16 protein-coding genes are annotated in these 18,700 nt (G+C 61.7%); 7 read left to right on the top strand and 9 right to left on the bottom strand.

All coding sequences use genetic code 11. From position 1 onward, the window contains the following. Nucleotides 1-67: 67 nt before the first annotated feature. Entirely contained in the window at nucleotides 68-547 is a 480-nt protein-coding gene (locus BMZ10_RS23280; RefSeq protein WP_093467831.1) for a VOC family protein, read from the bottom strand. A 153-nt stretch (nucleotides 548-700) separates the two neighbouring features. On the opposite strand from BMZ10_RS23280, the gene BMZ10_RS23275 reads away from it, so the two are divergent. After that, nucleotides 701-1,060: a hypothetical protein gene (locus BMZ10_RS23275; RefSeq protein WP_093467828.1), complete on the top strand. Its 360-nt coding sequence runs from the start codon at nucleotides 701-703 to the stop codon at nucleotides 1,058-1,060. A 195-nt stretch (nucleotides 1,061-1,255) separates the two neighbouring features. Further along, nucleotides 1,256-2,653 carry a sugar porter family MFS transporter gene (locus tag BMZ10_RS23270; RefSeq protein ID WP_093467825.1) on the top strand — a complete coding sequence of 466 codons (1,398 nt, stop codon included), beginning with the start codon at nucleotides 1,256-1,258 and terminating at the stop codon, nucleotides 2,651-2,653. 65 nt (nucleotides 2,654-2,718) lie between these two features. Here BMZ10_RS23270 and proB read toward each other — a convergent pair whose 3' ends face one another. The 6 genes from proB to BMZ10_RS23240 are packed head-to-tail and all read right to left on the bottom strand — an operon-like array spanning nucleotide 2,719 to nucleotide 9,170. Beyond that, nucleotides 2,719-3,822 (bottom strand): glutamate 5-kinase, encoded by a 1,104-nt coding sequence (proB, locus tag BMZ10_RS23265; protein WP_093467822.1) that lies wholly within the window; start codon nucleotides 3,820-3,822, stop codon nucleotides 2,719-2,721. 49 nt (nucleotides 3,823-3,871) lie between these two features. Then, a complete protein-coding gene (gene phnN / locus BMZ10_RS23260) occupies nucleotides 3,872-5,917 on the bottom strand; it encodes a phosphonate metabolism protein/1,5-bisphosphokinase (PRPP-forming) PhnN (protein WP_093467820.1) in 2,046 nt (681 codons plus the stop codon). A 5-nt stretch (nucleotides 5,918-5,922) separates the two neighbouring features. Continuing rightward, entirely contained in the window at nucleotides 5,923-6,759 is an 837-nt protein-coding gene (gene nadC / locus BMZ10_RS23255) for a carboxylating nicotinate-nucleotide diphosphorylase (protein ID WP_093467817.1), read from the bottom strand. Nucleotides 6,760-6,803: 44 nt separating this feature from the next. After that, nucleotides 6,804-7,535 (bottom strand): ABC transporter permease, encoded by a 732-nt coding sequence (locus tag BMZ10_RS23250; protein WP_093467814.1) that lies wholly within the window; start codon nucleotides 7,533-7,535, stop codon nucleotides 6,804-6,806. A gap of 5 nt (nucleotides 7,536-7,540) precedes the next feature. Continuing rightward, complete coding sequence (locus BMZ10_RS23245) at nucleotides 7,541-8,290, bottom strand: ABC transporter permease (protein ID WP_177182202.1); 750 nt, start codon at nucleotides 8,288-8,290, stop codon at nucleotides 7,541-7,543. 31 nt (nucleotides 8,291-8,321) lie between these two features. After that, nucleotides 8,322-9,170, bottom strand: coding sequence for an ABC transporter ATP-binding protein (locus BMZ10_RS23240; protein WP_093467809.1), 849 nt, complete (start codon nucleotides 9,168-9,170; stop codon nucleotides 8,322-8,324). A gap of 604 nt (nucleotides 9,171-9,774) precedes the next feature. On the opposite strand from BMZ10_RS23240, the gene BMZ10_RS23235 reads away from it, so the two are divergent. The 4 genes from BMZ10_RS23235 (at nucleotide 9,775) to BMZ10_RS23220 (ending at nucleotide 13,646) form a co-directional block, all read left to right on the top strand. Beyond that, a complete protein-coding gene (locus tag BMZ10_RS23235) occupies nucleotides 9,775-10,761 on the top strand; it encodes an ABC transporter substrate-binding protein (protein WP_093467807.1) in 987 nt (328 codons plus the stop codon). Nucleotides 10,762-10,930: 169 nt separating this feature from the next. Further along, nucleotides 10,931-12,307 carry an iron-containing redox enzyme family protein gene (locus BMZ10_RS23230; protein ID WP_093467804.1) on the top strand — a complete coding sequence of 459 codons (1,377 nt, stop codon included), beginning with the start codon at nucleotides 10,931-10,933 and terminating at the stop codon, nucleotides 12,305-12,307. A gap of 44 nt (nucleotides 12,308-12,351) precedes the next feature. Further along, entirely contained in the window at nucleotides 12,352-13,305 is a 954-nt protein-coding gene (locus BMZ10_RS23225) for a methyltransferase (RefSeq protein WP_371266149.1), read from the top strand. A gap of 14 nt (nucleotides 13,306-13,319) precedes the next feature. Further along, nucleotides 13,320-13,646 carry a hypothetical protein gene (locus BMZ10_RS23220; RefSeq protein WP_093467797.1) on the top strand — a complete coding sequence of 109 codons (327 nt, stop codon included), beginning with the start codon at nucleotides 13,320-13,322 and terminating at the stop codon, nucleotides 13,644-13,646. Nucleotides 13,647-13,953: 307 nt separating this feature from the next. On the opposite strand, the gene BMZ10_RS23215 is transcribed toward BMZ10_RS23220, so the two are convergent. Both BMZ10_RS23215 and BMZ10_RS23210 read right to left on the bottom strand, forming a co-directional pair. After that, nucleotides 13,954-14,856 (bottom strand): manganese catalase family protein, encoded by a 903-nt coding sequence (locus BMZ10_RS23215; RefSeq protein WP_093467794.1) that lies wholly within the window; start codon nucleotides 14,854-14,856, stop codon nucleotides 13,954-13,956. A 323-nt stretch (nucleotides 14,857-15,179) separates the two neighbouring features. Continuing rightward, nucleotides 15,180-15,680, bottom strand: coding sequence for a YciE/YciF ferroxidase family protein (locus BMZ10_RS23210; RefSeq protein WP_093467791.1), 501 nt, complete (start codon nucleotides 15,678-15,680; stop codon nucleotides 15,180-15,182). 331 nt (nucleotides 15,681-16,011) lie between these two features. On the opposite strand from BMZ10_RS23210, the gene ligD reads away from it, so the two are divergent. Further along, the gene (gene ligD, locus BMZ10_RS23205) at nucleotides 16,012-18,615 is read left to right on the top strand and encodes a DNA ligase D (protein WP_093467788.1); all 2,604 of its coding nucleotides are present in this window, start codon (nucleotides 16,012-16,014) and stop codon (nucleotides 18,613-18,615) included. Nucleotides 18,616-18,700: the final 85 nt, after the last annotated feature.

Here is an 18,700-nt window from a genome sequence, read left to right as displayed (position 1 = left end):
TTCGCACGACGGGTACGCCCTCCCCGTACCCGACGTGCAAAGCGCCCACCGACTCCGCGGTGAAACGTCAGCCTTTGCGCGCGGCTTCAATGGCGGCAATGTCTATCTTGGTCATCTGCATCATCGCCTTGAAGGCACGGCTGGCCACGGCGGGATCAGGATCGGCAATGGCAGCGGTGAGCACCCGAGGCGTGATCTGCCAGGACAGCCCCCATTTATCCTTGCACCAGCCGCAGACGCTTGCCTTGCCGCCGTTGCCGACGATGGCGTCCCACAGCCGATCCGTTTCGGCCTGATCCTCGGTCGCGACCTGAAACGAAAAGGCCTCGCTGTGAGTGAAGTCCGGTCCGCCGTTGAGGCCAAGACACGGGATGTTCATCACCGTGAACTCGACGGTGAGGACGTCACCCTTTTTGCCGGCGGGAAAGTCGTCAGGCGCCAGATGCACGGCGCCGACCGCGCTGTCGGGAAAGGTCTGGGCATAGAACCGGGCGGCTTCCAGGGCGTCGCCGTTGTACCAGAGGCAGAGGGTATTTTTATTGTTCATGAGTCGATCTCCGAACAGGGTTGACCTGTCCAGTCTAGCCACGATCAGGCAGGCCGATTTACTCAACCTTTACCTGTTCCAGACCTGCCTTTACACGAATCCGGTGTTTCATACGTCCATGGCGAACCCACTTTCTCGCCAAAGGAGACACCCATGCCTTCGAAGATGACCCAAGCCCTGATCCTGTCCGGCTTACTGGTTGCCGCAGGAACGGCATCCGCGAACGAGCGCGACGTGGTCGTGCCCGTCATCGCCGGAGCAGCCGTAGGTGCAGTCCTGGCGACCGTGATTGCCAGTTCCGGCAGCCACTCATCGCACCGTCACGATTACCGGCCACAGCCGCGTTACCAACCGCGCTACCAGCCGGTTGCCTATGTGCCGGTGCAACGCGTGGAATATCGCCGTTTCGCCCCACCGCCGCCCCACGGCTACTACAACCATGGCCATGACCGCGGCTACAACAGGGGATATGACCGCGGTTACGACCACCCGCGTGGTGACGGTCGCTGGTAAATGCATGCGAGGGCCGGCGTCTGCGATGTCACCGGCCTTCGCCCGTTCTTGAATACGCCGAGCGCTGAAAAACCCCGCTGCCATCGCAACGGAACCGTTTCAGCAGGTTAATGGTCAATCCCCTCAAGGCACGCATCACCGTGCCACCATCGTCTACGCCTACTGCGCAGACGATCGCTGAGTAAAGGATGACGCATGACCACGACAGCTGACACGGCCTCCAGTACAGGCCTCAAACCGCAGACCTACATGGCCGTCATTGCGACCGTCGCCGCGATCGCCGGCGGCCTGTACGGCTATGACACGGGGATCATCTCCGGCGCCCTGCCGCAGATTGCCAATGACTTTCAGCTCGACTATCGCGCTCAGGAATGGGTGACCGCAGCGATTCTGCTGGGCGCGGTGATCGGCGCGATCTGCTCCACTCGCCTGTCGGCCAGCCGTGGCCGACGCACCACCATCATGATCGTCGCGGCGATTTACTGCATCGGCGTGCTCGCCGCCGCGCTGTCGCCCAACGTCTGGTGCCTGGCGGCGGCGCGTCTGGTGCTGGGTTTCGCGGTCGGTGGCTCGACCCAGATCGTACCGACGTACATCGCCGAACTGGCGCCTTCGGACAAGCGCGGGCGGCTGGTGACCTATTTCAACGTCTCTATCGGCGTCGGCATTCTGCTGGCGGCCATCGTCGGCGTGGCCGGCCAGAACCTGTTCGACTGGCGCTGGATGATCGGCATTGCCCTGGTGCCGTCGCTGCTGTTGCTGCTGGGCATGAGCAAGCTGCCGGGCAGCCCGCGCTGGCTGGTGGAGAACGACCGTCGCCGCGACGCGGCTGAAGCCCTGTCGCTGGTGCGCGAGACTCGCCGCGAGGTCAAGGAAGAGATCGCCGACATTCAGGAAGTCGTGGAAAAGCGTGACCAGTTGCCTAACGTCGGCTGGGCCGCGCTGAAGGAACGCTGGGTCAGGCCGGCGCTGGTCGCAGGCCTTGGCATTGCCGCGTTCACCCAGCTGAGCGGCATCGAGATGATGATCTATTACACCCCCACCTTCCTCAAGAACGCAGGCTTCGGCGCTTCGGCTGCGCTGTGGTCGGCCTTGGGGGTGGCGGTGACGTATCTGGTGATGACCTTCGTCGGCAAGATGATCGTCGATCACACCGGCCGGCGCACCCTGAGCCTGGCGATGATTCCGGGCGCGGTGGTCAGTCTGCTGGTGCTGGGTGCGGTGCTGCATTTCAATCTGGCGGGCGACAGTCAGGCCTGGTGGATCATCGGCTGCCTGATCGTGTTCATGGTCTTCAACGCCGGCGGCATTCAGGTGATCGGCTGGCTGACCGGCGCGGAAATCTACCCGATCGCCATCCGCGATCAGGCCATCGGCCTGCATGCCGCCATGCTCTGGGGTTCCAACCTGCTGCTGACCGGCACCGCCCTGACGATGACCCACTGGCTGGGCGTTGGCGGTGCGATGTGGGTGTACGCCGGTCTGAACGCGCTGGCCTGGGTGTTCATCTACTTTCTGGTACCGGAGACCGGCGGACGCAGCCTGGAAGACATCAAGCGCAGCCTGCGCGATGGCACCTTCCTGCCCAAGTGATCCAGCGCCGCCACCGTAGTTTATCTGCGGTGGCAGCCCGGACCATGGGAGGTTCAGGCACCCGTTCAGTTGGCCGCAAATGCCACCAGGTTTTCGCGGCTGATGATGTCCGGCTCGGCGACATAACCGATCTGCCGCGCAAACGCTTCGACGAACTGTCCGCGCAGACGCTGGATCTCCTGGGCACTGTAATTGACCAGCCCCCTTGCCAGCTCGGCGCCGTCCGGGCCTCGGCAGATCACCATATCCCCACGTTGGAACACGCCCTCCACACGCAGGATCATCAACGCCGTGACGCCGCCCTCCTGGGTGATTCCAGTGTAGGAGCCGGCAATCAGTTCAAGTACGCCGCGCATCGGCAATTGGTTGGATAGCCAGCGCCCTCGCGAGGCCGCCGGATGGGTGTCCGAGAGCAGCAAGGTGCCCACCGACCCGCCGCTCGCGATGGCCTCGAGCACACTGCGTCGACGACCGTCGGCAATGATCGTGTGTGCCCCGGAGCGCGCCGCCAGACGCGCCGAACGCAGCCACGAACGCACGTCGTAACCGAAGCGCTCGGTCATGTCGTGGGCGCAGCGATCCAGTGCCGCATCGCCTGCACTGGCCTGGTCGATCAGCGTGTGGGCGGCGTCCGCTGCCAGCGTCAGAAAACCTTCCAGTTCAGTGAGCATGATGTAGGCATCGGCCTGCACCAGATTGACCACCAGGGCGCCAAGGCTGTCGGTGTCGCCAGCGCGGATCCCGTGGCTGGCAATGGTGCCGTTTTCGCTGACCACCGGAATCACGCCCATGCGCAGCAGGACCTGCATCGTGCTGCGGGCGTTGAGGTAGTGCTTGCGATGGGAAAGATCGTCCTGAGTCAGTAGGATCTGCGCCGACTGCAATCCGACGCCCTGCAAGCCGTCGGCCCAGGCATTGGTCAAACGGATCTGCCCGATGGCCGCCAGTGCCTGGGTCTCGTGCAGCGGCAACGGCGCGGCCTGGCTCGAGCCTGCACAGGCGGCGGCGCCGGCCGACACCACGACCACTTCGATGCCCCGCTGACGCAAGGTCGCCAACTGTGCGGCCAAGCGCTGCAGGGCTTCGTGATTCAGGCCGCCTGCGCCGCCGATCAAGCGACTCTCGACATGGACCACCCAGCGCCGGGTCGCGGCTAATTCTTCACGCATACATTCACCTCCGTTGTCAGCCCCTGACGTGTGCAACCCGCGTGCCGACTCACCGCGACGGCGCGATGGTCACGCCGCTGCTCATCTGCGCCAGCACGCTGGCAGACTCAAGATCGGCCGCGTTGGAGCCGTGAATCACGTAGAGGACTTGCCCTTCTGTGACGCTGTCGCCCTGCCTGACCAACAGGTCGATACCGGCGGTCTTGTCCAGTGGCGCGCCCGCACGACGGGCGATTTCGCCAATGCGCCAGCCGTCCAGCTCGGTGACCCAACCCTCGGCGTTCGCATGCACCACGTACGTCATCTTGCCGGGCAGCGCCGGGGTTTTCCTGCCTTGCGCATCGATGATCCGCTCGAACGCGGCGCGCGCGGCACCGCTGCTCAGAAGCGATGCCGCCAGCTCGCGACCGGCTTCGACGTTGCCCACGGCCGGGTCCCAGGCCAGAATCTGCCCGGCGAAAAACACCGCTTTGTCGCGCAGGTCCTGCGGCGCCAGCGGGTCGTTATCCAGCACCTGTCGCACATCTCGCACCTCCAGTGACGGCCCGATGCCCCGCCCGATCGGCCGGCTGCCGTCAGTGGCAAATGCAACGACGGTCAGACCGAGCCCGGCGCCGACGCGCTCGAACAGATCGCCCAACTCGCGGGCCTGTGCCTGGGTCTTGAGCTTGGTGCGAGGGCCGTAGGGAATGTCGACGACCACATGGGTGGATCCGGCGGTGAGCTTTTTCGACAGGATCGAGGCCACCGACCAGCGATTGGAATCGATGCCCAATGGTCGGGTGATGGCGTTCATCACGTCGTCGACCACCGAATGGTTGAGCCGGCCGTTCCAGGCAATGCACGCGCCAGCCTGCTCGACACAGCGCTGCACGTCCTCGACCGTCAGGTCCACCCGCGCCACCGCTTCCATGGCGTCTGCCGTGCCCGCCGCCGACGTGATCGCCCGCGAAGAGGTCTTGGGCATCGCCATGCCGTGGGCGGCCACGATCGGCACCACCAGCAACGTGATGCGACTGCCCGGCACGCCGCCCATGGAATGCTTGTCGACCACGATCGGACGATCCCAGTGCAGCGTGGGCGTGAAGCGGGTCCGCACTTTCGCCAGCGCAATGACCTCGGCGTCTGACAGGCCGCGGGTGGCACTGACCAGAAAGGCGCTGATTTCGCCGTCCGTGTAGCGTCCCTCGATGATGTCGCGCAGCAACATTTCATACTCGGACTCGCCCAGCTCAAGACCCTGGACCTTTTTGACCAGCGCCTGGCGACTGGCTGGCGAAGGCGTCCGACGCAGGGCAATTTCGGCGCCCTCGGCAACATTCCAGTGCGCAAAGGCCTCTTCGCTCAGGCCTATTTCGTCGGCGGCGAGCAAGGTGGCGCTGTCCAGGCCGTGGATCTGCACGCTCAGGGATTTGCCGTCCGCGAGCAGGTCCACCTTCGAGCCGCCCAGGTAATCGGCCGCCGAGAGCACCGCGCTGTGCATCGGCAGGTAAGCGATGCGGTCCAGGCCGGTAGCCAACGGCACCCGACGCAGGCGCAAACGCTGGGAGGCGTTGGCCAGGGCGTGCATGAAACGGGTGATGCCTTGTGCAAGGGTGCCGTCGTTGCTCACGCGCAGGGTTTCGATGTCCACCGGCAGCGGCTCGACTTGCCGCATGACCCGCGCCCGGGCCTGCAGTGCGGTCTCACGTCCTCGGGCGAGGATCCGCGCAGCGAGCACGTCGACGCTGGCCGTGACCTCGACCACCACCAGCCTGGGCACCAGACCGGCCAGTTCGCGGATCATCTTGCGCGAGCCGTTGGCGATGACATTGCGACCGTTGCTCAAAGCCGTCAGCAAATCGGTCGACAGACCGTATGAAAGCCCGTGCGCCTCCCAGGTGATCAGAAACTCCCCGGCGCTCACGGACGATCTGAATTGGTCTTCGGTGACGCCGGTATGGTCCTCGCCCGGCGCGCCCGCAGGGCGGGTGATGGTGCGGCGGGCGAACACATAACGACCGGTCTCACCGAGGTGGGCGCGGGCGCCTTCGATCAATGAATCCTTACCGGCGCCACTGGGGCCGACGACAAAGAAGAAGATGCCCTGCGCCATGTGCCTTACTCCGCCTCGTCCAGACCGATGTCCACGCACACCGCCGCCTGATTGAGCTTGCTGGTCGAAATGTAATCGACGCCGGTTTTCGAGATCGCGCCGATGGTAGACAGGTTGATGCCGCCGGAAGCTTCGAGTTTGGTGCGGCCGTTGACCATTTTGACCGCTTCGGTCATGTCGGCCACGCTCATGTTATCGAGCATGATCACGTCAACGTTCGCTTCCAGCGCCTCGGCGACCTGGGTCAGGCTGTCGCATTCGACTTCCAGCTTGGTCAGCACCGGCAACTGCCGGCGCGCCCGCTGCACCGCCTGGGTGATGCCGCCGCACACCGCGATGTGGTTGTCCTTGATCATTACCCCGTTGTCCAGCCCCAGACGGTGATTCAGGCCGCCGCCGCAGGTGACCGCGTGCTTCTCCAGCATGCGCAGGCCCGGCGTGGTCTTGCGGGTGTCGATCAGGCGCGCCTTGCTGCCGGCCACGGCAGCGACATACTTGGCGGTTTCGTTGGCAATCCCGGACATGCGCTGGACGATGTTCAGCGCAGTGCGTTCGGCGGTCAGCACGCTGCGTGCATTGCCGCGAACGTCGATCATCACCGTGCCCGCTTCGATCTTCTGACCATCCTTGACCCGCACGATCACTTCCAGTGTCGGATCGTAGCGCTTGAACACACGGGCAGCGATTTCGATACCGGAAACGATCAGGGTTTCCCGGGCGTTCATGTAGAAGGCACCGGTTTCCTCCGGCTCGATCATGACTTGCGCGGTCAGGTCGCAATAGCCGATGTCTTCGGTCAGCCAAAGGTCGATGAGTCGGTCAGTCTGGAATACGTCGTACATCGTGATTACCCCTATGTGTGGATACAGTTCGGTGTGAAAGTCGGTTAGCGGTGCTGCAGCTTCTTGTCGAGCAACAGCATCAGGCTGTTGCAGGTGACTGCGATGATTGTGATCAACAGAGCGACCGCCATGATGGTGGGGATATCGCCCAGCCCCATCGCGTTGACCGCCATATAGCCAAGGCCGCGCTGGGAGGCGAACATCTCGCCGATCAGCACGCCCAGCAGGGTCAGTGCAAAGCCCAGCCGGACGCCGGCGACCACCTCCGGCAGGATCGCCGGCAAGAGCACGTGGACCAGCGACTGGATCGGCGTCAGGCGCAGGGTGCCAGCGGTGCGCAGGTAAACCGGGCGCATCTGCCGGATGGCGTTCATGGTGAACAGCAGAATCGGGATCAACCCATGCATCACGCCGAAGGCCACCTTCGATGACAGCCCCAGGCCAAAACACAGCAGCACCAACGGGTACAGCGTGACTTTGGGAATGGCGTACAGGTTGAGCAGGATCGGCTCGGCGACAGCCCCGGCCAGGCGATTCACGCCCAGCAGCACGCCCAGCACAATGCCGCCGATCAGCGCCAGGCCCATGGCGTAGACGAACGCCTTGGCGGTTGCGCCGACGTTGGACCAGAGATCGCCCGTGGCCATCATCGACGCCAGATGGGAAACGGTCATCCACGGTGAGGTCAGCGCACCGGCCCCGATCACCAGATGCAGCACTTGCCAGGCAGCGATCAACGCCACCACCAGAAGAAATGTCGGAAGAATTCTCTGCATGCCGGTCACCGTTGACGACGCGCTTGCAAGCGACGGTCGAAGTAGTTGAGCGCCGCATTGATCAACGTCACGCTGATCAACACCAGCAACATGAGGGCGTACATGTTGTCGCTTTCGAAGTTGTTGTAAGCGAACGCGATGGCGTAGCCGATGCCGGACCCGGACAGAATGAATTCCGACGCGATCACGCCGATGAACGCATACGCCACTGACAGCTTCACCCCGCCGAACAGGTACGGCAGCGCCGCGGGAAGCTCGATGCGCCAGGCGGTCTGCAGGCGCGACATGCGCATCACCACCGCGCTCTTGCGCAGGACGCCGGGAATGCGGTCCAGTCCGGTCAGCGTCGCGGTGATCATCGCGACCACTGCCAGCAGCACCGCGATGGCGATGATCGAGCCGTGACCGACGCCGAAGACCACGATGAACACCGGGTAGAAGATGAACGTCGGCACCGCGTAATAGCTCGCCAGCAGTGGCTCGAGGGCGGCCCGCAGGCGCGGCATCGAATGCACCGCCAGCCCGACCAGAAACCCGCTGACGATCGCCAGCAGCGCTGCCACGGCGATGTTGGTGAAACTGAACAGAATGTCTTTGCCATACACGCCGGTCGAGACGACCGACGCCAGATGGGTGAGCATCTGCGACGGCGCGATCAACACGCTCTGGGGGATGACATGGGTGCGGCACAGTAACTCGATCAGGCCGATGAAGCCTGCGACCAACAGGGCGCGCAATACGCTTTCGATGTTCAAATCGACGTCCTCCGAAAATCGCAGAAGCGGGTCAATGCCGGGCGCCCATGACCTTCATGGTTTCGACCCGCAGCTTGTCCCACAGCCGCGCATTGATTTCGCCGAAGCGTGGCGTCGACACCACTCGGCTGTCGCGGTCACGATCCCAGCCGGTTTCGACCATGTCGATGAACAGTCCCGGCCGCGACGACATGACCCCCACCCTGTCCGAGAGCATCGCGGCCTCGTCCAGCGCGTGAGTGATCAGCAGAACGGTGGCACCGGTTTCACGCCACAGCCGCAGCAGTTCGTCGCCCATCAGCAGACGCGTCTGTTGATCCAGCGCGCCGAAGGGCTCGTCCATCAGAATGAGCCGCGGCTGCATGACCAGCGTGCGCGCGATGCAGACTCGCTGACGCATGCCGCCGGACAGTTGCGCCGGGTAAGCGCCGGCAAAATCCCGCAGCCCCATGAAGCCCAGCGCGTAGGCGACCCGCCGCTCGACCTCGGCGCCCTCGACGCCGCTGCGGCGCAGGCCGAAGGCGATGTTGTCGTGAACGGTGAGCCAAGGGAACGAGGCGTCTTCCTGAAATACCACGCCCACGCCATCCGGCACGCTGGTGATGACTTTGCCCTCGAACATCACCTCACCCGCTGTCGGCCGCGCCAGGCCCGAAAGCACATCCATGAGCGTCGACTTGCCACAGCCCGAAGGCCCCACCACGGAGAAGAACTCGCCTTTGTTCAAGGTCAGATCGATAGGCCCCAGCGCTGCAAACATCTCTTTGGTGCCAGCCTTTTTGAATGAACGAGTCACCTGACTCAAGGTGACATGCGGTGTGCGAGTATCCGGGGCCACCCGCAACGGTTCAACCGACCCGCCTTTCAATGCAAACGTCATTCTTCACTCCTCCAGATCGGCTGGTGAGCCTTGAGCCTGACAAGGCTGAAAGCGTTCAAATTACAACGCATACGCTAGATATGAAGGACTTAGCAAGATAGACGCCAGAATGCTTCATGCCACTTAGAAGTACGGTCTTAATGAAATAAGGCGATTGATTTACATGAATTTATTTATTGAATAAATGTTCAATTAGACGGGCATCTATCGACCAGCCCGGCAACTTTGGATTCCCCATAATGCTCTGCTTTTATCAGGTACACACTACTCGCTCCAGCGTAGTGCCGGATTCGGGCAACTCGCACCAAAGCAGGACGCAACCCACTTTGAACAAAAGAGCCAATATGGCGCACAAAACAATGTGTACGCTCGTTTACTCTTTAGGCGCCGGTTGTGTCGAATATCGGCGCGACATGACCCTTCGATTAACTTTCGCTTTTAAATCAAACAGTTGTCATAACAAAAACTTCGCGCTCAGTCTCGACGCTGATTTGGCCTGCATTTTGCTCTGAGACTTTAATAGCGTACAGAAACTAAAAGAATTCACGCTCAGCCTCATTTCTTGCCATGACCCAAGCATCCGATGCTATTAGGAGTTTCGAGAATGACCGCACAGCAGTCCCGTTTTCGCTCAACCAGAACATTTGCCGCCCTCGGCCTGGCAGCGTTATCGCTGGTGGCGTCATTCGCACGCGCCGATGAAATATCGGTGACGCAGTGGGGCACCAGTCTGTACGGACTGCCGTACGCGGTGGCGATGGAAAACGGCCTGTTCAAGAAAGCCGGTATCGACATCACTGGCATTCTGGGGTCAGGCGGTGGCGGCACCACCGTGCGCAATATCCTGGCGAGCGACACGCCTTATGGTGAAGTGGCAGTGGCAGCCGCGCTCGCCGCTCAGCGTCAGGGGCTGGACCTGGTGATCGTCAACATTGGCACGCGCTCCGTTGCCGAATCTTCGGTGGTCACCGTCAAGGGCTCACCGATCAAGGACATCACCCAGCTGGCGGGCAAGAAGGTCGCAATCACCTCGCCCAAAGGCGTGTCGGAAATGCTCCTGCTGATGTCACTCAAAGCCAAGAACGTCGACGCCGGCAGTGTCACCCGCGTTGCGTCCGGCGGTTACGTCAACGGCCTCACGTTGCTGGATCAGAAAGCCGTGGACGCAGCGGTGCTGATCGAGCCCCTGTCGATCATTCGCAAGAACCAGTACGACACGCTCTATAAATCCAGCGACCTGCTGCCGCCGATGACCACCTCGGTCGGCATCACCACCCGGGAGTTTGCCAAAGCCCATCCCGACAAGCTCAAGGCGATCATCGAAGGCCGGCGAATGGGCGTCCAGGCGATCTACGGCAATCCACAGCAGGCCGCCGACATTCTGGCCAAGAGTTTCAAGCTCGAGCCGGTCATTGCCAAAGAAGCAGTGGACAACATGATTGCCCCGCACATGTGGAGCGAGGGCGATTTCAACCTCACCGAACTGGAACGCATGGCCGACGCCCTGCGCCTCAATGGCGAACTGCAAGGGAACGTCGACTGGGCTGCGATCATGGACAAGTCTTACTTGCCGACCGACCTGCAGAAATAACCCGTTCGTCCAGCGATCCTGCCCATGACAAGCGTCGCGTACGCTGGTCGCGCGGCAGGAGGTCGCTGTCGGTCCGGCGTGTCGGTCATCGACCTCTTTCAAACTCTTTTGAATTATCGCAACTGACCTGTCTCTGACGTACATATCAAGAAAAGTCAGCAGGTCACCCATGACATCGTTACAGCTCCTCTCCGAGCGCTCTGCCACCGCACAGGCGCCGCAGGCGTCGGTCCATTCGCTCTACACCAGCCTTCTGCGCACGCCTGCTGAAGTCAGTCAGGACGCTGTGCGTGGATTTCTTAATCAGCAGCTCGATCAGGCCAAAGGTTTGCCGTGCAACCTGCCCGACGACCTCGACGCCCTGCCCGACTGGGTCAGCGAGAACAGTCGTTCCGTGGCCGAACGCTACGGGCAATATCTGGATGACCGGCGTGCGGGCAAGGGTCGCTCATTCTTCACCAACAAGGCCCATGCGCTGTACTTCCTGCAGCACGTTGCGCCGAGCAAACTGGTAGATGGGGCGTGGCTGTATGGCACTGTGAAGCACGCCGACGACTGGCGTTATCATGGCCTGATTCGCACCTACCTCGAAGAACTGGGCGACGGCGACCCAGCGATGAACCACGTGCTGCTCTACCGCAATCTGCTCATCGAGAATGATTGCGCTGCCGACGCGACGCTGGCCGATGAGCTGTATCTGCAGGGCACGATCCAGTTGGCGCTGGGTCAGTTGTCGGACGAATTTCTGCCTGAGGTGATCGGTTACAACCTGGGCTATGAACAACTGCCGTTGCATTTGCTGATTACCTCGTTCGAGCTGAGCGAGCTGGGCATCGATCCGTACTATTTCACCCTGCACGTCACCATCGACAATGCCAGCACCGGTCATGCGCACAAGGCTGTGCAAGCGGTGCTGGACCTGTTGCCCACTGACGAAAGCCGTTCGACATTCCTGGAGCGGCTGCGCGCCGGTTATCTGCTCAACGACCTGGGCAAGGGCTCGGGCGATGTGATCGAGGCGTTCGACCTGGAACAGGAAGTGGTTGCCATGCTCGAAGCCAAAAGCACCTTCGGCCAGCACATGCACTCCGATTACTGCCGACTGGAAGGTCGCACAGTGAACGAGTGGCTCGCCACACCCGGCCAGAGCCGGGAGTTTCTGACCGCGCTGGAAAATCGCGGCTGGATCAAGCGTAACCAGGATCCGCAGGACAGCCGTTTCTGGCAATTGATCGACGGTCCCGGCTCGGTGATGTTCGGCGTGTTCAACGGCTATGAGATGCAGCTGCTGCGGGACTGGATCGCAGGCGAGTGGCAGGCCGGCGACCCGGCGCGCAAGGCCAACCCGTTCCGTACGCGCTTCCGCCGCAAAGCCATGGCGGCAACCCCCGCCGTTGTCCCCGACATCAAGCCTGAGGTGGCCACCGTGCAGCCTATGGAAAAGCTGATTGCGCTGATCGCTCCCGATTCGCACCCCACGCCCGACGGGCTGGCGGCGACCCGAACCTTTGCCCAGCAACTTTCCCATGGAAGCCTGACACGATGAATCAGACCTACACCCTCGAACCGAACCCGGACACCGCCGAGGTCGTGAACGCAGAGCGTTTGAACGAAACCCACGATCTGGCGCTGCTCCAGTTGGGTCAGTACCTGCAGGCTGAAAACTATACATTCGTGACCGTCACGCCTCTGACCCATGAGCGCGTCAATCAGCGTGAGGAAAATCGCACGGCGCGTAGCCTGCGGGATATTTTTGGCTGGAGTCGTTCATTCGAAAACGGCCTTCTGCCTGACGAACGCATTCAGCCGCTCCTCGCCAGCGGCGTCCTGCGCGCGCACGCCGGCATGTGGACCAGCGACGTGCGCTGGTCGAGTCTGGACGGTCTGCTGTTCGTGCACTCCAGTTTCCCCACCGTCGCCCATGATTCGGTGTTTTTCGGGCCGGATACCTATCGCTTTGCCCAGGCAATTGAAGAGCATCTGCGCACCTCGACCCACCCGATCCGTACTGCCGTGGACATCGGTTGCGGCAGCGGTGTCGGTGCAATCCTCATTGCCAGGGCGCGTCGCGATGCCCAAGTGCTTGCGGTGGACATCAACCCGACGGCGCTGCGTTTCACCGCCGTGAACGCTTCGCTGGCAGGCACCGATAACGTATCGGCCTATCACAGCGACATCCTGGCAGGCACTACGGGCGAGTTCGACTTGATCGTGGCCAACCCGCCGTACATGCAAGACACCCAGCAGCGCGCCTATCGACACGGCGGCGAGCACCTGGGCTCGGAGCTGTCGGTGCGCATCATAACGCAGGCAATCGAACGGCTGACGCCCGGCGGCAGTCTGGTGCTGTACACCGGCGCGCCAAGCGTCGAGGGCGTCGACCTGTTTCTGCAACAGGCGCGTCCTCTCATTGATCGGGCGGATCTGGCATGGTCATACCGCGAGATGGACCCTGACGTTTTTGGCGAAGAACTCGACACCGAGACCTACCGCAAGGCCGAGCGAATTGCCGCCGTGGTCTTGACCGTGACCAAACGGCGCTGACACAAGGCGAGCCGGTGAAATACCCAACTACGCCGGACGGCCGCTACTTCGTGGTCAGTGGCCGCCTCTGGCGTTGTTCCAATCCCTCCCTCTCCGCCGATGACCGACAGCAGCGAGTCCATGAGCTGATGGTCGCCCGGCAGGCAGTGAAGACCGCGAAACGTGCGCAGGACGACGCGGCACTCAAGGCAGCCCGGGCTCAGGTCAATGCCGCGAAGATCGCGCTCGGCGAACGCGGCCCGGTGTGGTGGCAAGACGGTGCCCCGGATTTCAACCGTTTCAAGGTCGACAACACGCCCTACAGCGCCTGGTATCAGGCGCTCCCCGGCGAAGCGAACTGATCGGGCGACAAGGCGAATTTCGGCCAAAAAAAAAGCCCGCGCATGACGCGGGCCAATACGCACGCACTGCTATGAACGCAGCTGACCCTTCTTGAATTTCTGAATGAATAACGCGGTGTGCAGACCACGAGTCAGGGCCGTGGCCTGAGACTCGAAGCTGCGGGCACTGCGATCGAACTCATCGGCCACTCGGTCATCGGTCCGTGGTACCAGGTTTTGGCTGCTTCGGGCGCTGGGTGCCATGGGTCGAATCCTCGCTATCAGGAAATGAAAAAGGCCGCAGCATCACGCTGCGGCCCACGCATACTTACAAGACCGGGTCGTTCTGCGAGTCGGCGCCCTGGCCATAGCCTGAGCCCAGATCGGCACCGGTGACCGGATCGGCGTCCAGATCGGATTTGGTGCGCTCTTTCATCATGGTCAGCGTGACCGACTCGTCCTCGCTCAAGTCCACCGAAGCGGTGCCGTCGCCGCCGTCCACCGCCGGATGCGGGTTCTCGACGTACTCGAACTCGGCATCGCTGTTCCATGGACCGCGAACGTTCGGCTCGCCGTTCGACATGCTGAAGTAGGTGCGGCTGAACTCCGGCATTCCCGGCAGCTTGCCCTGCGGGAAGTTGGGCTGAATGGAATGCAGCGCCTTCTCGAACGACAACTGGTGAGCAATTTCACGGGTCATCAGGAAGCCCAGCGCGTCCTTGATGCCAGGGTCAGTAGTGACGTTTATCAAGCGCTCGTACACGATCTTCGCCCGCGCTTCGGCGGCGATGTTCGAGCGGAAATCCGCCGTTGGCTCACCGATGGTGTCAATGTACGCAGCCGTCCAGGGGACCCCGGCCGAGTTCACCAGTGGCGCACCACCGCCGTAAAGCAGACTGGTGATGTGCGAGTCATTGCCTGCGCCGTTGAGGTCGCGATAGAGCTCGCCCTCTGCCTGAACGCCTTCGGCCATCTTGCCTTTGGCGCCCTTGTTGAGCATGACGATAATCGAGCCAATGATTTCCAGGTGGCTCAACTCTTCTGTCGCGATGTCCAGCAGAAGATCCTTGCGGCCTGGATCCTCCTCTGCCAACGCCTGGGTGAAGTAGCGAGTGGCGGCGGCAAGTTCGCCCTGCGCGCCACCAAATTGCTCGAGGAGCAAGTTGGCCAGGCCAGGGTTAGGTTCGGCGACACGGACGGTGTATTGCAGTCTTTTGTTATGCAGAAACATGGTTCATTCCTTCTTAGGCTAAGATCGGGTTCAACTCGTTTTCAGGCGATAACAACGCGTACAACTATCGCGGACATTTAAAAGAGGTTAAGAGCAACGCTCATATCATCAGAGGGTCAGCCACTGTCGCAATTCAGCCAACCCTCTAACGTGACGACCGACGGACAGGTTGAGAAAGTTGAATACGCCGAGTTAAATACCGACCAATGGTAATAGGCCGACGCTCTAACTCAATCGAGTGCTTCACGGGCCGCAAACGTACAATCAATCAACAGCAACCGATTCGCCGGGAGCAGTCCACTCGGAATTCCGCAAGCGCGTCTTTATTTCTTGGCCAGGGTCGCCGCCTGATTACCACCTTGCTCGGCAATCGCCGACAACTTCTCGTCAGCGGCTTTTTCCTCGGCCAGTGTCTGCGCCAGCAAGTCAGCCGCCTCGGTCATGCCCAAGTGTTTAGCCATGGCGATCAATGTGCCGTAACTGGCAATCTCGTAATGCTCGACCTTCTGGCAGGCACCGATCAGAGCGGCATCCAGCACTTCGCCCTTTTCGATTTCCTCGAGCAGTTCCTTGCTTTCCTCGACCAGCCCTTCCATTGCCACGCACTTCATGCGCTTGAGTTTCAGCCCTGCCTGCTCGACCAATTGATCGATGCGTTCGATCTGGCCCTGCGTTTCTTCCAGATGCGAGGTGAACGCCTCTGCAAGCATGGGATTGGTCGACGCCCGAGCCAGGCGTGGCAATGCCTTGGTGATTTGTTTTTCTGCACTGTAGACATCCGACAGTTCATGAATAAACAGATCGTCAACGGTTGTTCTAGCCATGGTCGATTCCTCGTCATGTGACGTTGGTGGTTAGTTGAGCGCGGGCGAACACTACGGCCTGCTAAATAACTCGACTGACGCCTGGCTTCGTCTGTTCTCGCCATTTACAACCAGGCCGACGAAAGGCGTAAGTCCAACTTTTCGACGACCGCTCGATAATGAGCAGCGAACGATTCATACACCGCTTAGTCGGAATTCCTTTTGCGCTTCATGCAGGCGCTTGAATATGCTTGTCAGGCCGCACACCTTCGATCTGTCTGTCGGAACTGCCGGACAACGGCGCGCTCATGAGTACTGCAGTTGAACATTTGTTCGGGCGAAGGGTTGAGACATGAGTGACGCACTTCAGGAATACAACCGCAAACGGGATTTCGATGCCACGCCGGAACCTTCCGGTGAGCCACGTCAAAAAAGTGCCCGCAAGCGCGCGTCGAAAAAGAGCGGCGATGCGCATGCGCTGCAATTCTGCATTCAGAAACACGACGCCACCCGGCTGCACTATGACTTCCGACTGGAGCTCGACGGCACGCTCAAAAGCTGGGCCGTTCCTAAAGGGCCGTCGCTGGACCCCAAGGCCAAGCGCCTGGCGGTTCACGTGGAAGACCATCCGATCGACTACGCCACGTTCGAGGGCAGCATTCCTGAAGGCCACTATGGCGCAGGCGATGTGATCGTCTGGGACCGGGGCATCTGGAAACCGTTGTCCGACCCGGCAGAAGCGTATGCCAAGGGCCGCTTGAAGTTCGAATTGCAGGGCGAAAAACTCAGCGGCGTCTGGAATCTGGTCAAGACGCACATTCCGGGCAAGCAGGAACAATGGTTCCTGATCAAACATCAGGACGAGTTCTCACGCCCTGAATCGGAGTTCGATATCGTCAAAGCGCTGCCGGACAGCGTGCTCAGCGAGCGCACCCTTGTGCCCCGCAAACGTGGGGCCAAAGCGGCCGATCCCAAGCCGGTGACCAAGGTGCCCGCCGCACGCAAGAAGAAAGCCGACACGGTGTTGTCCGAAGCGCGCGCGGCTGCGCTTCCCGACAGCATCAAGCCAGAGCTGGCGACCTTGGTTGAGTCGGCACCGGAAGGCGAATGGCGTTACGAAATCAAGTTCGACGGCTACCGGGTGATGGCGCGAGTGGACAGCGGCAAGGTGCAACTGTTTACCCGTAACGGCCATGACTGGACCCACAAATTGCCCCGCCAGGCCGAGGCCATTGCCAGCCTCGGGCTGGAATCTGGGTGGCTGGACGGCGAAATGGTCGTCGCCAACGATGAGGGCGTGCCGGATTTCCAGGCGTTGCAGAACGCCTTTGAAGCCGGGCGCAGTGGCAACATCGTGTATTACCTGTTTGACCTGCCGTACCTCAACGGCATGGACCTGCGTGAGGTGCCATTGGAACAGCGTCGTGCGGCGCTGGCGAAGGTGCTGGAGCGCAGCGAGGATGGGGTCCTCAGGTTTTCCGAAGATTTTGGGGAGGCACCGGACGCGCTGCTCAACAGCGCCTGCCAGATGAAAATGGAAGGGCTGATCGGCAAGCGTGTCGGCAGCCCCTACGTTTCGCGTCGCAGCAACGACTGGATCAAGCTCAAGTGCAAACGGCGGCAGGAATTTGTCGTGGTGGGTTACACCGACCCCAAGGGCGCGCGCAGCAAGTTCGGCGCCCTCATGCTGGGTCTGCACGACGCCGACAGCGGCGAATTGCGCTACGCCGGAAAGGTCGGCACCGGCTTCAACGAGGACACGCTCAACACCCTCTACCAGCAGTTGCTGCCGCTGGAGATTCCTCAGGCGGCGGTGGTCAATCCGCCAACGGGTTTTGAAGCCAAAGGGGCACACTGGCTCAAGCCGCAATTACTCGCAGAAGTGGCCTTTGCCGAGATCACCAAGGAAGGGTCCGTCAGACACGCCGTGTTTCACGGCCTGCGCACCGACAAGCCTGCGCGGTCGATTACAGAAGAGCGCCCTGCTCCGGTCACTGAAGGCAAGGCCGCCAAGGGCAAGGCCGCCAAGCCTCGCATGGCCGAACCCGCGCCTCCCGTCGAAGCACCGGCCACCTCCGGAAAGATCAGGCTGACCCATCCCGAGCGGGTCATCGATCCCACCAGCGGCGCCACCAAGCGCGATCTCGCTGATTATTACATTGGCATTCGCGACTGGTTGATGCCGCAACTGGCCCAGCGGCCAGTCGCGCTGGTCCGGGCGCCGGAAGGCATCACCGGCGAGCTGTTCTTCCAGAAGAACGCCGATCGCCTGGCGATTCCGGGGGTCGAGACCATGGGGAAAGCATACACGGGCCATCCGGTGATGCTGCTGAACACGCTCGAAGCGCTGATCGGTGCGGTGCAGATGAGCACCATTGAACTGCACACCTGGAACGCCGTCGCAGGCGATCTGCAACGTCCCGACCGCTTCGTGCTGGATCTGGACCCGGATCCGGTGCTGCCATGGAAAAGCATGGTGGAAGCGACCCAGCTCACGCTCGCCGTGCTGGACGAACTGGGCCTGGAATGCTTCCTCAAGACCAGCGGCGGCAAAGGCATTCACTTGGTCGTGCCGCTGACGCCCAAGGACGACTGGGACGCGGTGAAGACGTTCAGCCATGCCATCGTCAAACACATCGCCAAGCTGCTGCCCGATCGGTTCTCTGCGGTGTCCGGACCGAAGAACCGCGTGGGCCGCATCTTCATCGACTACCTGCGCAACGGGCTGGGCGCAACCACCATCTGCGCGTACTCGCCGCGCACCCGCGAGGGTCTGCCGGTGTCGGTGCCGATCTTTCGGGAAGAACTGCTGGAGATCAAAGGCGCGAACGTCTGGAACATCCACAACATCCATGAGCGGCTGGGCGAGCTCGACACCGATCCGTGGGCAGGCCTGGATCAGGTGCAGCAAACCATCACTTCCGAGATGCGCCGGCGCGTTGGCCTCAAGGGCTGAAGCGGCGCGCTGTCCCACGGGGCGGTGCACGCCAGGACTCACGCCAGGCCTTGCGCGCCCCGAATGCCATGACGGCGACGCCGAC

This window comes from Pseudomonas sp. NFR16 (assembly GCF_900108875.1).
In the GTDB taxonomy this organism is placed as follows: Bacteria; Pseudomonadota; Gammaproteobacteria; order Pseudomonadales; family Pseudomonadaceae; genus Aquipseudomonas.
The sequence above is the reverse complement of the archived record's forward strand: the minus strand, read 5'-3'. Positions and strand labels throughout refer to the sequence as shown.